Raw genomic sequence first — 15,254 nt, 5'->3', positions numbered from 1 at the left:
TTTACGTTTTAGTTTCCAAGACTGGAAAACTAAAACTCTTTTTATACAAATCAATTGTTGATATTATTCAACCCTTTTGACGGAATATAACTTAGTTATGCTTGAAAAGAATCCTACGCTAGAAAAACTGTTAAAATCTCTTGAAGACATCCAGGCGATAGACATCAAGATCATTGATGTGCATAAACAAACAACAATCACTGATTTTATGGTCATCACCTCAGGCCGTTCATCCAGACATGTTAAATCCATAGCTCAAAAAGTTCTTGAAGATATGAAAGTTGCTGGTCTGCCTTGCTTGAGTTCTACTGGAATAGAAAATGGTGATTGGGCTTTAATTGATTTTGGGGACATCATATTGCATGTCATGCAACCAGAATACAGACATTTTTATAACCTTGAAGGATTATGGGAAGAACACCCAAGTAAGCCCTGATATTAACTATGCTAAAAATTACCATTGTCACTCTCGGCAATAAAATGCCCGACTGGGTTAGTTCAGGAGTTAATGAATATGCAAAGAGATTTCATGATGGAATTCAGATAAAGCTCACCGAAATCCCTTTGCTGCGTCGTAATAAATCCTCGGATTTAGCAAGAATACTGGAAAAGGAAAGTGCTTTCATTAAAGATGCGCTTCCTGCCAATGCTCGCCTTATAGCCCTGGACATGCTGGGAAAATCCTTTAGTAGCGAGGAGTTGGCACTTAAGTTGACGCAATTACAACAAATTTCAAGTCATCTTTGTTTTATAATAGGTGGTCCAGAAGGATTGTCCAATGAAATACTGACTCTTTGCGATGAACGCTGGTCATTATCGAAACTAACCCTTCCCCACCCCCTGGTTCGTATTATTTTACTGGAATCCCTCTATAGAGCATGGTCTATCATTAACAACCATCCCTATCATAAATAGGGTGCACACAGTCTTTTATAACACTGCTTCTGCATACATAGAAAAACACAACCCTAATCTCAAAAATAGAAATAACAGGCTGAATAAGCATTTTATAATTGGTAAAAATCTGTAATTTCAGTTACTATTCCTACTTTTGTTTTGTCAGACAACATTTTCTGCGATGTATCGGAATCAATCATTTAAAAACTATCGCGCTGAATCCCAACATCAACGATTTAGACTTAATCTATTAATTGCCATTCTGATTATTTTATCTTTAATACTGATTTTAAGATTGGCCTTCCTCCAAATATCAGAGTTTAAACGATATCAGACCTTGTCTTTAAAAAATCAAATGAGTGTGATACCCATTGCTCCCCCAAGAGGAGTTATTTTAGATAGGAATGGAGTATTACTCGCTGAAAACATACCTGTGTATGTCCTTGAAATCACTCCCGAACGTGTTAAAGACATGAAACAAACTTTGACTAAACTTCGAGAGTTACTTCCTTCAATCACAGACGAAGACATCGATAATTTCAATAAAACCAGATTACAAAATCGTTCTTTTGTCCCCATACCTGTCAAATTAAAATTAAGCCAGGAGGAAGTAGCAACCTTCGCCAGCAATCAGTATCATTTTCCAGGAGTTAGCATTAAAGCCAGATTGATGCGTCATTATCCTCTTGGTGAGATCACTGCCCATGCTTTGGGATATGTTGGAAGAATTAATATTCAGGAATTAAAACAAGTAAACTCTACTAATTATCGCGCTACCAATTTTATTGGTAAGGCCGGTGTTGAAAAGTACTATGAGGACATTCTCCATGGTAAAGTGGGTTATCAAATGGTAGAAACTGATGTTAGTGGCCGCACTTTAAGAATAATAAATAAAGTCAATCCCCATTCAGGAGCAAAACTGTATTTAAGCATTGATGCCCGACTTCAGGAAGCGGCTTATAATGCCTTGAAAGACAAACGCGGTGCAGTAGTAGTCATAAACTCCCGGAATGGTGAAATACTTACGATGGTGAGTTCTCCAAGTTTTGATCCCAATATCTTTGTCAGTGGAGTCAGTAAAACAGATTATAAAGTGTTATCCAATGCCCTCCAACGCCCTCTTTTTAATCGGGCAGTTCGAGGTGTGTACCCGCCTGCATCAACAATCAAACCGTTTGTTGGGCTGGCTGGTTTGGATAAAGGCTTCATTACCACGACCACTGAAATATATGACCCTGGTAAATACAAACTTCCTACTTCCAGTCATATTTACCGCGACTGGAAAAAAACAGGTCATGGGGTCATTAATTTCAAACGAGCGATTACCGTTTCTTGTGACACTTTCTTTTACCAGTTAGGTAATAAAATGGGAATCTCTAACATTGAAGACATGCTTGTCAAATTTGGTTTGGGACAATTAACTCATGTTGATCTTCACGAAGAAGCTAATGGAGTAATACCTAGCGCTCGCTGGAAAAGACAAACAAAAGGTGTATCATGGTACCCTGGAGATACTCTTATTTCTGCAATAGGACAAGGATTTATGCTGGCGACTCCTTTGCAAATAGCCAATGCCACAGCCTCCCTAAGTCAGCATGGACAACGATTTAGACCTCATCTACTGATAAAAACAGTAAACAGCGACACCAATGAGACAGAAGAATACAAACCTTTTGAAGAATATCCGGTTTCCCTGAGAGATGAAGCAAATTGGGATGTTGTTATTGATGCGATGCATAGCGTACTCACGAGTAATGAAGGTACCGGTTATCGTTTTGGCAGAAATCCTCCCTACCCGGTAGCAGGAAAAACAGGTACAGCACAAGTATACAGTGGTAGACAGTATGAAAAGGCAAAATACGAAGACATACCTGAGCATTTGAGGGATAATTCGTTATTTATTGCATTTACTCCTGTAGAAAAACCGGAAATTGCCATTGCCGTGGTAGTTGAAAATGATACCATCGCTTCCACTGTAGCACGCAAAGTACTTGACACTTATTATGAACTTTATCCTATTAAGAAAACACCATGAGTAGACAAACGACTAAGCCCGTATATCGTTTTACAGCAAAGTCCCTTCACCTGGATTTTCCATTACTTGGATTAATACTTACTCTTATTGCCTTCGGACTCTTGATACTATATAGCGCTTCCAATGCCAATATGGGCATGATCATGCGCCAATCCATGAGGCTGCTCTTTGCTTTTTTAATCATGTTTGTACTGGGATTTATCCCGCCCCACAAATATAAAATTTGGACTCCATGGATTTATGGGGTTGGGTTAAGCCTGTTAATTGCAGTCATGCTAATGGGTAAAATTGGTAAAGGAGCTCAACGTTGGTTAGAACTGGGCTTATTTCGTTTTCAACCTTCCGAGATTATGAAGCTGGCTGTACCTATGATGGCAGCCTGGTTTTTCGACCGACAATCCCATCCAAGCAGTCTACGCTCAATTGGTATTGCTTCTCTGATTATTTTTATTCCGGCTCTTCTTATTGCAAAACAACCCGATTTAGGCACTGCAATTATGGTTACTGTTGCCGGTTTATGTGTAGTATTTTTGGCAGGAATACGTTTTAAAATCATATTATTAATTGCCTTGCTGATGTGCTCTGCAATTCCTGTGGTCTGGAATTTGATGCATGACTACCAAAAACAAAGGGTGTATACCTTAATTGATCCTGAACAGGATCCACTAGGAGCTGGCTATCATATTATTCAATCCAAAATTGCCATTGGCTCGGGAGGACTAATGGGCAAAGGGTGGTTAAAGGGTAGCCAATCACACCTTAATTTCTTACCAGAGCATGCTACTGATTTCATTTTTGCAGTAAGTGGGGAAGAATTTGGATTTGCAGGCGGCTTTGCTATTATTGCACTGATAGTCTTAATTTCCTTACGCAGTTTAAATATCGCCAATAATGCACAAACCACTTATACTCGCCTTCTTTCAGCCAGCCTTGCCATGACCTTTTTCCTGTCTGCATTTGTCAATATTGGTATGGTTATGGGGATTATTCCGGTTGTAGGTATACCACTCCCTCTTGTCAGCTATGGTGGTACAGCTATGGTAACTTTCCTGGCAAGCTTTGGAATTTTAATGTCGATAAGCTCACACAGAATATTATTTAATAGCTTAAATTAATTTAATTTTTATGCCCTGATTTACATAAATCGTATTATTAAAGTTTAAAAGCTATTTCTTATGTATTTTTATTTGAGCGGTATTTTCCCAAATTAATACTAATCAGAATTTCACTGGACGAAAAACCCCAAGGTCAAAGCAAAAATGTTTTTAATGAGGGAGTTTGGATAAACTAAAAGACTGAATTAAAAACATTTTTTAACAAAGAGATTGCGGGAGTCCTAAGTCCAGTTTCATTTTGAAATCAAATCGGCAACAGGCGAGTAACTTCTTCTATGAATTCTACATGGCCCCAAACGCACTAGAGCTTCTTTATGAACAGGAGTTGCATACCCTTTATGTTCTGCAAAACCATAGCCTGGATATATTTTATCAAATTCTATCATTTCTTCGTCACGCAATACTTTGGCAAGTATTGATGCCGCACTAATTTCTGGTATCAAGCTATCTCCCTGGACAATAGCCTTGCATGGTATATTCAATTGAGGAGTAAAGGCTCCATCGACAACGACACTATCTGGCTGAATGGTTAAAGCCTCTACTGCCCTTCGCATAGCTAATAAAGTAGCATGGTGAATATTTAATTGATCTATTTCCTCTACTTCTGATCGCCCATATGCGAAAGCTAGCGCTTCTTCCTTTATTTTAATTGCTAATAAATTTCTTTGTTTTGGGCTTAATTTTTTTGAATCGGCAAGCCCATCTATAGGTTTTTTTAAAATTACGGCTGCAGTGACAACCGGGCCTGCAAGTGGCCCTCTCCCCACCTCATCAACCCCAGCTATCAATATTTTTAGCTCTGAATTCATACAATTGCTCTCTGCAAAGAATTAAGCGTAAGATAATATCGATTGAATGTAAGTGCAAGTCAAGAATCGACTTCTTGGATTTAAACCAGTCTGAAGAGTTTGATTAGAGTTTAAAATGTCTCAATTACTACTTGCCTGGCATGATAACCATAGGAAATACAATTGATTTATCACTAAGGAAATGCGATCATAAGTACAAATAATTATCAATTGATGATCAGATGAAGAAAATTCGTTGTGCAGTTATTGGTGTTGGTTATCTTGGCAGATTTCATGCCCAAAAATATCAACTAATTCCTAACGCAGAGTTAGTTGCAGTATGTGATGTAAATTCTACAGTTTGTGAAGCGGTTTCCAGTGAGTTAAATGTTCCAGCATACATCAATTACCATGACTTGCTTGGCAAAGTTGATGCTGTCAGTATTGCAGCGACTACCAACAAGCATTTTGAAATCGCGAAACTCTGTTTACAGCATGGGATACATGTCCTGATAGAAAAACCGATTACTGAGACAGTGTCTCAGGCTGAGGAATTGATTCGACTTGCAAAACAACATCAAGTGAAGTTGCAAGTAGGCCATTTAGAGCGCTTTAATTCCGCTCGCCTTGCCTTGGACGAATATCTGGAATTACCATTATTTATAGAGTCTCAAAGGCTTGCCCCATTTAACCCCCGTGGAACTGATGTAAACGTAATACTGGATTTGATGATTCACGACATAGACATCATTCAAAATATAGTTCAGAGCCCTATTAAATCCATTATGGCTCAAGGAGCACCGGTATTAACAAAAGCAATTGATATAGCCAATGCACGCATAACCTTTGCTAATCACTGCGTGGCGAATGTGACAGCGAGTAGAATCAGTTTTAAAACGGAACGAAAAACAAGAATCTTTCAAGAGAATTCTTATATTTCCATTGATTATCAAAATAAACAGCTTGCTGTATTTAAAAAGGGCACGGGAGAAATGTTTCCAGGAATACCTGATATCACTAGAGATCAAAGGGAATTTGAAAAAGGAGATGCATTACTGGAGGAAATCAAAGCGTTCTTGAATTGCATAGAAAATGATAGCATGCCTCTTGTTACAGGTGAGGAAGGAAGAGATGCCCTGAAAACGGCCGAACAAATCACTGCTCTAATTAATAATAACCTTGTAGAACGCTATGCTGAATGCTAGTCGTGTTGTCATAGTGGCAGGTGAAGAATCTGGCGACCACCATGCTGCCGAGCTGGTAAAGCAATTAAAAGCAGTTTATCCGAATCTGGAAATCAGTGGAATTGGTGGAAAACACTTAAGGGCCTCTGGGGTTCATTTAATTTCAGATTTAACGCGTTATGCTGTAACTGGTTTGACTGAAATAATTCCTTTTCTGAAAATATTCCGAAAAGCCTTTCAGGATATCAAACAGCATCTAAGCGAACAAAAACCTGATTTGCTGATTTTGGTAGATTACCCTGCTTTCAATTTGAGATTGGCCAAGTATGCAAAGAAAAAACTGGGACTCAAAATTCTCTATTATATCAGCCCTCAAATATGGGCATGGAAAGGCAAACGTATCCATCTTATTAAAGATTGCATCGACAGAATGGCTGTCATCTTCCCATTTGAAAAGACTATCTATGAAAATGCAGGTGTTCCTGTCAGTTTTGTAGGGCATCCTTTAGTAAAAAAAATAGCATCTGCCAAGGATAAACATTCGAGCAGAACTTCCCTGGGATTACCCTTAAACGAGCCAATTATTGCATTGCTTCCAGGGAGTCGTAATTCTGAAATTGAACGCCATATGCCCATATTAGTCAATACAGCAAAATTGCTGACTCAAAACAACCCCAAACTACAATTTATAGTCCCGATAGCTGGAACTATCAATTCTGATAAAGTAAAAGCTTATTTTAGCAATCAGAATCTTGCTGTTACTTTTATACAGGGACAGGCAATAGAATGCATGTCTGCCGCTGACTTCGTCATTGTGGCTTCAGGTACTGCCTCATTGGAATGTGCCTTATTGGAAAAACCTATGTGCATTATTTACAAATCGTCCTTTCTTACTTATGTAGTGGCTATGTATTTTATTAAAGTTAAATTTTTGGGCTTATGTAATCTATTAGCCAATAAAATGATGGTACCTGAATTTTTGCAATATGATTGCAATGCAATTGAATTATCAAGATATATTTCAAATTTTCATAATGATCCTAACCAGCCTCAGTCGATGATTAATCAACTGGCAAAGTTAAAGGAATCTCTGTCTTCCAGTCAGTCTGACTGCTCTCTCTTTGATCTTGTAGTGGCGGAATTGCCCGAAAAAAATGCATAGTTTTGATATGAAAATCTAGATTATCATTTAGCCTTCATGTACAATTAATTTTGCTTTCATTTACATGTGTAAGCAATTGGACTGTATGATTTAATTAAATAATAAGGAAGTTAAGATGAATGTCATTGATACACAAGCTACAACTCAATCCACTAAACAAGAACAAGGTTTACAGGATTTAGTTTACAGTTTGGTTACCCGCTTTCTTGCTGAAAACAAATCCAAATCAATTAATGACCTCTATGATATGATACTGTCAGAAGTTGAGCCACCTCTATTACAAGCAGTAATGGAAAAACGTCGTGGAAATCAATTACAAGCAGCCAAGATGTTGGGTATTAGTCGTGGTACAATCAGAAAGAAACTACAAAGATATTTCGGTACCAAATATTTTCGCTTAACTGAAGAGTAAGGGAAATTTAAAAATAAAAAGGCTCAAAATGAGCCTTTTTATTTTATGTTCAACTCATCCCGGATAATGACTTTATCTAATCCGGGATTGCTTGCCAGTCCTATAGAAATCTAGGAAGAAACCAGGAGTCTGTTCACCCGATTCACAAAATCAGCGGGATTATCCAATTGTCCCCCTTCTGCCAGCACGGCTTGTTCAAACAGCATAGTGACCCATAATTCAAATTGGTTGTCATCCTGAATATCGTGTAAACGCTTAATCAAGGCATGATCTGGATTAATTTCAAAAATAGGTTTGCTCACTGGAATCTGTTGACCGGCAGCTTGCAAAATTCTTTGCATTTCCAATCCCATGTCTTGCTCATCAGCGACTACACAAGCAGGAGAATCAGTAAGACGATTAGTTAACAATACATCTTTAACTCGATCATTGAGAACTGATTTAATGTGCTTAATCAATGGTTCGAGGGTTTTTTCCTGTTCTTTAATTTGTTCGGAAGTTTCATCTCCTAATTCAATCTTACCTTTTGAAATAGACTGCAGTTTTTTGCCTGCGAATTCATTCATATAACCAACAAGCCATTCATCGACTTTATCACTGAGCAATAATACCTCTATTCCTTTTTTCCTGAATATTTCCAAATGAGGACTATTTTTAGCAGCATTGTAGCTCGATGCGGTAATATAATAAATTTTATCCTGTCCTTCTTTCATACGACTAACATATTCATCGAGCGATACTTCTTGTTTCTCACTACCGCTTGCTGTAGTAGAAAAACGAAGCAACTTGGCTATCGCTTCCTTATTAGCGAAATCCTCAATAGGTCCCTCTTTTAATACAAGTCCAAATTCATTCCAAAACTTCTGGTAGGTTTCATTATCATTGGAAGCCATTTTTTCAAGCATGGATAAAACACGCTTGGTGCATGCCGCACGGATAGATTCCACTTGTTTGTTATCCTGTAAAATTTCACGAGAAATGTTAAGTGGCAAGTCGCTGGCATCCACAATCCCTTTTACAAATCGTAAATATCGGGGTAAAAATTGTGTCGCTTCATCCATAATAAATACACGTTTTACATAAAGCTTCAGTCCATGTTTGACTTCATGCTGCCATAAATCAAATGGAGCATGGGCTGGTATGTAAAGCAAAGTAATGTACTCATGTTTTCCTTCAACATGGTTATGAGACCAGGTTAAGGGATCCATGTAATCATGAGAAATATGTTTATACAGTTGCTTATAGTCTTCTTCGCTAATTTCAGATTTCTGTAGTGTCCAAAGTGCTGTCGCTTTATTTACTGTTTCAAACTCTTTGGATTCTTTGCCTTCCTCTGAAGGTTTTTTCATCACAATAGGCCAACAGATATGATCAGAGTATTTGCTAATAATACCACGAATACGCCAATCACTTAAAAACTCATCATTCTCTGGTTTTAAGTGCAAAGTAATTTCCGTACCACGAGTTGATTTTTTTTCATATCCTATAGTAAATTCACCATCACCATTAGACTCCCATACAATTCCATCTTCAGGTTGTAATCCGGCGCGGCGACTTTTAACTGTTACTTTATCAGCAACGATAAACGCGGAATAAAAACCCACTCCAAATTGTCCTATGAGTTGAGAATCTTTTGCCTGTTCACCAGTTAATTGACTAATAAATTCTTTTGTTCCGGATTTTGCAATTGTTCCCAAATTTTCTACTGCCTCTTCCCAACTTAAGCCAATCCCATTGTCGCTGATTGTAATGGTTTGAAGCTTTTCATTAATTTGAATGCTAATTTTCAAATCAGAATCATTTTCAAACAATGAGCCGTTTGACAAAGCTAAAAATCGTAACTTGTCCAAGGCATCAGAAGCATTAGAAATTAATTCTCTAAGAAAAATCTCTTTGTTGCTATATAGCGAATGCACAACCAAATGAAGCATTTGCTTTACTTCTGTTTGAAATCCCATAGTTTGCTGCTTGCTAACCATTAAACAATCTCCCCGTTAATAGTTGTGTTTCGAATAATTAACTTCTCATATAGGGTTGATCTATTGAATTTCAAGGGGATGACACTAAAAAAGGAGAAAACAAAAACCTGCTCACCAATAGGTTCTCTTATCTATTGGTGAGTGTCTATGCTGATAATGCCGGGCGAGCAAAGCGCAAACTACCCTACTGAAGGCAACCAACTCAAACCCTCTCGATTCAATACTCCCAGATCTCTGATATTGGTTTGCCAGCGCGCGATATTGTCTGAAACAAAAGGACCCTTGTCATGAGCATCACAAAATACCTGTAAAACACGTGATGTAGTAGTTGGCAACATAGGACCTGTCTGCCGCCTATAAGTGGTTGTAAAACTGCCCGCTCCGCCTAAAGCATTATAAATGGCACCTGGACCTGAAATCTCTTCAACCAATGGTTTATAGAATGCAGAATAGTGCTCTTTGGCAATATCTATGTACTTCGCTTTCTCCTTGACAAGATCAAGTGTATGTTCACTGATCTCAGAAGGTTTATCAGAAATTAAATTTAACAACAGATCCTTCTCGCTAAATTCATCAATATGCTCCTTAATGTATTTGCTTTGAGCTTCCTTTAATTTAAATACTTCCTTAAATTTGTCTGCCCCTAAAAAGTCGTATAATTGCAATAATGAATCGGAGCGAAATGCATCCTGTAATCCTTTTCTTAAATCAAATATACTTTTCCTTTCCTCTTGGCACTTATTAAAAAAAGCCGTTTGCGCAAGAGGTGTGTCTTTTAATGCTGTATATGGATCATCGTATATATTTTTCAAATGTCGGGCAACCGTACCCATCATTTTTTGAGTTCTTTTATCATTGGAATAAGCAATAATGTCTGTGTTCATACAAACAGCTTCTTGCCTTCTATGATGCGGAGCTATGGGTTCACTGATAATGGAGCCCATATTGAGCATGATTGGAACTCCTCCTGTAATTTGATGCCCTTCTACTATTTTTGAACTATCAACCGGGAGATCAATATCCACATAAAATCCTTCATTGAATAACTCAGGGATCCAGCGACACAGATCGGAGGCAGCGGCAGGATTTCCTCCCTTTCCAAGGTGTGCAAGTTCGGCTTTTAGTAATGGATATAATGGTGAATCAGTTTTAACACTATCGATATCAATTAATGAAATATTTTGTTTCTTGGCAAATGCTTTCATCTGGCGGTTGGCTTCCGTATTTAGCAATGAACTGGAATAAATTACTCTAATTTCGCAACCAGGATACTGTTCTCTTCTTCTTTTTAAAGCTTCCTGTTGTTTGGAAGGCATAAAAAGATCAGGTTTGATGCTGAACCATATTGAGGTTTGTACGTTCGTCTTAAATTTAAACTCACTACTATCACGTACTTTAAAGCCACCAAAAGTCACATCAGGAAATTCCTCATGCTCATAATATTTCGGGTATGCTTTGGCAACATTCCAGTTAATTTCATCAGGGGTAAGCCCTTTGATAACACTCGGATGAATAACATTCTTGATCGCTCCTTGTAAAAAGGATTGAATCTTATTTTGAGCATCATCCTCTTTCAAGAGTTCTTGAATGATTGCATATGTTACAGAGCCTTCTTTGAGATGCTCAATACTATCCAGGGTGAGAATTGATTTCAAATCATTAAAAAGCATGTGTAAGTCAATTTTTGATGTGTGATTGAGCGCTGAAAAAAATCTCATTCGCAATTTAGAGAGTTGTTGATCCCTTCTTGCTTTCATGATACTCGTCTCCCATATAAGATAACTTTCTTAAAAAGAACGGTTTTTATTTTTATAATTGATAAGTATAGTAGAGAATCGAGACAGAGATATTCAGCAAAAAATCGCATTATGTTCTGATATATACTGAAAACTCTTGATTAACTTAATTTTGTAATCAGGAAAACGCTATAACTCAGAAATTATGTTTTTGCCAAGAAATGGGCTTATTCTAAAAATCAAAGCCAGGCATAGTTAAAACTCCACCAGAATGTATAATTAATACCTTCCCTTTTAATTGGTATTTTTCTATATATTTTCTGGCTTCATAGAATAATTTTGCAGAGTAAATTGGATCAGCCAGAATACCTTCTTCGTAAGCCAATCGTTTGATTTCCTTTTTAATTGTTTGATTTACAGATCCAAACGATTTCGCTGTCGTTGGGTAAAAACAAGTATAGTTATCAGGATTTACCTCTGACCAATACATGAGTTTTTTCTTAAAAACCCCTTCACTATCCGCTAACAATAACACATGAATAATCCCTTTATGCTGTAATTCATTAAAACCTCTAATGAGAGCAATTGCTGAAAAACCTGTACCAGCATCAATAAAGATATGATCAAAAGCAAATCCCAAAACCTTTTCATTTTCCTTGATATCGTTGGCAAGCGACATTGCCCCCTCCATGGACTCAGGAACACTGGCACCTTCATATAAAATATAAGCGGTTTCCCTTAGCCCCTTAAGATAATGCTCAGCGAATTCATTAACTCGATGCCATTCCTCTCGATTTATCCAGATAATTTCATTTTGATGAAGAAAAAGGAGACTTAATTTAAAATTACCCTGGATTTTTAAATGTTTGGGCTTTATTAGGAAGGCAGTCACTTTCAATTGAGATTCTCTTGCCACCTGAAGAGCAGCTAATAAATTATTGGATTGAGCACCCGCAATTATAATGAGATGGCGAATTCTCTTGATTTTTAGAAACGGCATTAAGCTGCTGTATTTTCTTATCTTTGTTCCACTTATGCCGCAACCTAATTCATCATCCCTCTTAACATAGCACTCTACACCTTGCTTGGGAAAATGATTAAGAGTATGCACCCGACTGGACAAATTCCACATCAAATACCTTTTTAATAATTTAATGGATTCGAATAAAATTCAAACAATTTGGATTGGAAGTTTCTTTATCAAATAAATAACCCGACTCAGAAAACTCTTTAATTTGTTCCAGGAAGTCTATTCTATTCTGCATTATATACTTTGCCATCATTCCCCTTGCTTTTTTAGCAAGGATACCAATCATTTTTAATTCACTATTTTTTTGTTCATAAAAATTGATGGTCACAATGGGATAACTTAATCTTTTCTCATCCACCACTTTGAAATACTCAGTCGAAGCCAGGTTAATAAGGACAGGATTATTCTGCTCTGCCAGTATTTGGTTTAAAGTATTAGTAATAATTTCGCTCCAAAAAGCATAGAGTGTCTTGCCTACCGGATTTTCTAAATTAACTCCCATCTCCAGCCTGTAAGGTTGGATTCTGTCCAAAGGTCTTAAAAATCCATACAGCCCTGATAAAATTCCCAAATGAGATTGAGCATATTCTATTTCTTCGTCTTTCCATGAAGTGGCATTCAGTCCCTGATACACATCACCCTGAAATAAAAACAAAGCGGGATAAGAGTGATTTATTGGGTTATTTTTAAGATCAAAATCTTGATATCTCACATAGTTTAATTCAGCCAGTTGTCTTGATAAATCCATTAAATCTGCAATTTGTTCCACAGATTTAGACTTCATTATTTTAACCAATTGCAGCGCTTTATCGAGCAATAAAGGATTACTCGTTTCGTTAGGATAAGGTTTAGATATGGATAATAATTTCTTAGCTGGCGATAACAAAGTTAGCATACATAACCTGCTCTATTAATTAGAAATGATGTTTTTCTTTCTACCCTTGCCCATACCTACACGAGGATTGTGCATGAAGATTGTAATACTGTCGCTGACTTTAAGCACATCCCCTTTTTCGTTAAGAACTTGAACAGCAATAGTATGAGATCCTCGATAAATACCATTCAATTGAAAAACCAAATTGGGCTGTGGCTCCCCTAAAGGTGCTCCATCAAAAATAAGCTGCAAATTATCCCCTGGAGACAAATCAGGTTCTATTTGGACTGCAACAACAACATAACCCTGATTATTACGAATTGTTGCTTCATTTTGTGGCTGAATAATTTCCAACCTGGTGTATTTTTCCTGATCTTCCTGCTTCACATTTTCTTGTTCTTGCTCAGAAGAACCACCTGTTTCATTTGCAGGTGGTGTATAGCTTTGAGCTTCAGGAATTTTTATTTTTTCAGCACCTTCATGAGGCTTGTCACTAAAATGAACAACACCCTGGCTATCCGTCCATTTGTAAATTTGCGCACTGGAAAGGCAAACTGTCATTATCAAAAAGACGAATAGTACCAGTTTATTCATGAATATAGTTCCTTAGAGACTATAATATAACTCAAATTCATACGGATGAGTCAAGCTCCTGATTTTAGTAATTTCCTCTTCTTTCATTTGAATATAGTTATTAATAAAGTCTCTACTGAACACATCTCCCTGTAACAAAAACTCATGATCAGCCCGCAAATGATCCATTGCCATCTCTAATGAAGAACATACAGTGGGCACATCAACAAGCTCTTCGGGAGGTAAATCGTAAAGGTCTTTATCCATTGGCTGGCCAGGATAGATTTTCTTCTGAATGCCGTCTATACCCGCCATCATCATTGCAGAGAAAGCAAGATAAGGGTTGGCTGTTGGATCAGGGAAACGTACTTCGATTCGACGTGCCTTGGGATTACTAACATGTGGAATGCGAATTGCTGCGGAACGATTTCTCGCTGAATAAGCCAATAATACTGGGGCTTCAAATCCAGGAACCAATCTTTTATAACTGTTAGTCGATGGATTGGTAAAAGCGTTCAACGCCCTGGCATGCTTAATTATCCCACCTATGTAGTATAAAGCTGTTTCAGAAAGTCCAGAATATTGATCACCAGAAAACAGATTATATCCATCTTTATAAAGTGATTGATGACAATGCATCCCGCTTCCATTATCTCCTACCAAAGGTTTTGGCATAAAGGTAGCAGTCTTTCCATAGTTATGAGCAACATTGTGTATCACGTATTTTAGAATTTGCAGTTCGTCCGCCTTTTTGGTGAGTGTATTAAACCGTGTAGCCACTTCACACTGGTTAGCTGTAGCCACTTCATGATGATGCGCTTCCACGACCATCCCTAAAGATTCCAATGTAATACAAATCGCAGAACGAATATCATGAGATGAATCAACTGGAGGAACAGGGAAATAACCGCCTTTCAATGGTGGTCTATGTCCAATATTTCCGCCTTCCATTTCTTTACCGGAGTTCCAATGTGCTTCATCTGAATCTATTTTATAAAATGAACCGCTGATAGTAGTTTCCCATTGCACGTTATCAAAGAGAAAAAACTCGGGTTCCGGGCCAAAATTTACACCATCTGCAATCCCTGTAGATTGTAAATAGTTTTCTGCACGTTGAGCAATTGAGCGTGGACATCTGTCGTAACCCATCATAGTCTGTGGGTCAACTACATTACATCGTATAAACAAAGTATTATCTTGAAAAAATGGATCCAGCTGAATTGAAGTTAAATCAGGCACTAAAGCCAAATCTGATTGATGAATTTTCTGCCAACCTTTAAAAGATGAGCCATCGATCATTTTTCCATTCTCAAGGAAATCATCATCAACCGCTGAAACAGGTATGGTAATGTGTTGCTCTTTTCCACGGATATCTGTAAATCTTAAATCCACAAATTTGGCGTCATGTTCTTTGATTGCATCAAGCACTACATTTTTTGTCATCTTTTGTCTCCAGGATAGTCCGCGTA

The 15,254-nt window shown here is 37.5% G+C and carries 14 protein-coding genes; 7 read left to right on the top strand and 7 right to left on the bottom strand.

All coding sequences use genetic code 11. The features are described from left to right. The first annotated feature begins 97 nt into the window (after window positions 1-97). From rsfS to rodA, 4 genes are all read left to right on the top strand, one after another. A complete protein-coding gene (gene rsfS, locus EL201_RS07000) occupies window positions 98-436 on the top strand; it encodes a ribosome silencing factor (protein ID WP_027221560.1) in 339 nt (112 codons plus the stop codon). Between the two features lie 8 nt (window positions 437-444). Continuing rightward, entirely contained in the window at window positions 445-915 is a 471-nt protein-coding gene (gene rlmH, locus EL201_RS06995; RefSeq protein ID WP_027221559.1) for a 23S rRNA (pseudouridine(1915)-N(3))-methyltransferase RlmH, read from the top strand. A gap of 163 nt (window positions 916-1,078) precedes the next feature. Then, window positions 1,079-2,932: a penicillin-binding protein 2 gene (gene mrdA / locus EL201_RS06990; RefSeq protein WP_027221558.1), complete on the top strand. Its 1,854-nt coding sequence runs from the start codon at window positions 1,079-1,081 to the stop codon at window positions 2,930-2,932. Next, window positions 2,929-4,047, top strand: coding sequence for a rod shape-determining protein RodA (gene rodA, locus EL201_RS06985; protein ID WP_027221557.1), 1,119 nt, complete (start codon window positions 2,929-2,931; stop codon window positions 4,045-4,047). Before mrdA ends, rodA begins: the two co-directional genes overlap by 4 nt. Window positions 4,048-4,280: 233 nt before the next feature. Here rodA and rnhB read toward each other — a convergent pair whose 3' ends face one another. Then, a complete protein-coding gene (gene rnhB, locus EL201_RS06980) occupies window positions 4,281-4,856 on the bottom strand; it encodes a ribonuclease HII (protein WP_027221556.1) in 576 nt (191 codons plus the stop codon). A gap of 221 nt (window positions 4,857-5,077) precedes the next feature. Here rnhB and EL201_RS06975 point away from each other — a divergent pair, with 221 nt between their 5' ends. From EL201_RS06975 to EL201_RS06965, 3 genes are all read left to right on the top strand, one after another. Beyond that, the gene (locus EL201_RS06975) at window positions 5,078-6,040 is read left to right on the top strand and encodes a Gfo/Idh/MocA family protein (RefSeq protein ID WP_027221555.1); all 963 of its coding nucleotides are present in this window, start codon (window positions 5,078-5,080) and stop codon (window positions 6,038-6,040) included. Beyond that, entirely contained in the window at window positions 6,027-7,181 is a 1,155-nt protein-coding gene (gene lpxB / locus EL201_RS06970; protein WP_027221554.1) for a lipid-A-disaccharide synthase, read from the top strand. Before EL201_RS06975 ends, lpxB begins: the two co-directional genes overlap by 14 nt. 115 nt (window positions 7,182-7,296) lie before the next feature. Further along, window positions 7,297-7,593 carry a helix-turn-helix domain-containing protein gene (locus tag EL201_RS06965; protein ID WP_010947100.1) on the top strand — a complete coding sequence of 99 codons (297 nt, stop codon included), beginning with the start codon at window positions 7,297-7,299 and terminating at the stop codon, window positions 7,591-7,593. 110 nt (window positions 7,594-7,703) lie between these two features. Here the strand turns inward: EL201_RS06965 and htpG are convergent, their stop codons facing one another. The 6 genes from htpG to glnA all read right to left on the bottom strand — a co-directional run bounded on the left by htpG (window position 7,704) and on the right by glnA (window position 15,228). Next, entirely contained in the window at window positions 7,704-9,572 is a 1,869-nt protein-coding gene (htpG, locus tag EL201_RS06960) for a molecular chaperone HtpG (protein WP_027221553.1), read from the bottom strand. Between the two features lie 179 nt (window positions 9,573-9,751). Beyond that, the gene (locus EL201_RS06955; RefSeq protein WP_027221552.1) at window positions 9,752-11,329 is read right to left on the bottom strand and encodes a glycosyltransferase family 88 protein; all 1,578 of its coding nucleotides are present in this window, start codon (window positions 11,327-11,329) and stop codon (window positions 9,752-9,754) included. A gap of 211 nt (window positions 11,330-11,540) precedes the next feature. Continuing rightward, window positions 11,541-12,440, bottom strand: coding sequence for a pyridoxal-phosphate dependent enzyme (locus tag EL201_RS06950; RefSeq protein WP_027221551.1), 900 nt, complete (start codon window positions 12,438-12,440; stop codon window positions 11,541-11,543). 19 nt (window positions 12,441-12,459) lie between these two features. Beyond that, complete coding sequence (gene yaaA / locus EL201_RS06945; RefSeq protein WP_027221550.1) at window positions 12,460-13,233, bottom strand: peroxide stress protein YaaA; 774 nt, start codon at window positions 13,231-13,233, stop codon at window positions 12,460-12,462. 15 nt (window positions 13,234-13,248) lie between these two features. Beyond that, on the bottom strand, window positions 13,249-13,806 hold the full coding sequence (locus tag EL201_RS06940; RefSeq protein WP_027221549.1) for a DUF4124 domain-containing protein: 558 nt from the start codon (window positions 13,804-13,806) through the stop codon (window positions 13,249-13,251). A 12-nt stretch (window positions 13,807-13,818) separates the two neighbouring features. Next, a complete protein-coding gene (gene glnA, locus EL201_RS06935) occupies window positions 13,819-15,228 on the bottom strand; it encodes a type I glutamate--ammonia ligase (RefSeq protein WP_027221548.1) in 1,410 nt (469 codons plus the stop codon). Window positions 15,229-15,254 lie beyond the last annotated feature (26 nt).

Origin of the sequence: Legionella pneumophila subsp. pascullei, assembly GCF_900637585.1 — a bacterium.
Taxonomy (GTDB): Bacteria; Pseudomonadota; Gammaproteobacteria; order Legionellales; family Legionellaceae; genus Legionella; species Legionella pascullei.
This window is presented reverse-complemented; position numbering and strand designations above follow the sequence as displayed.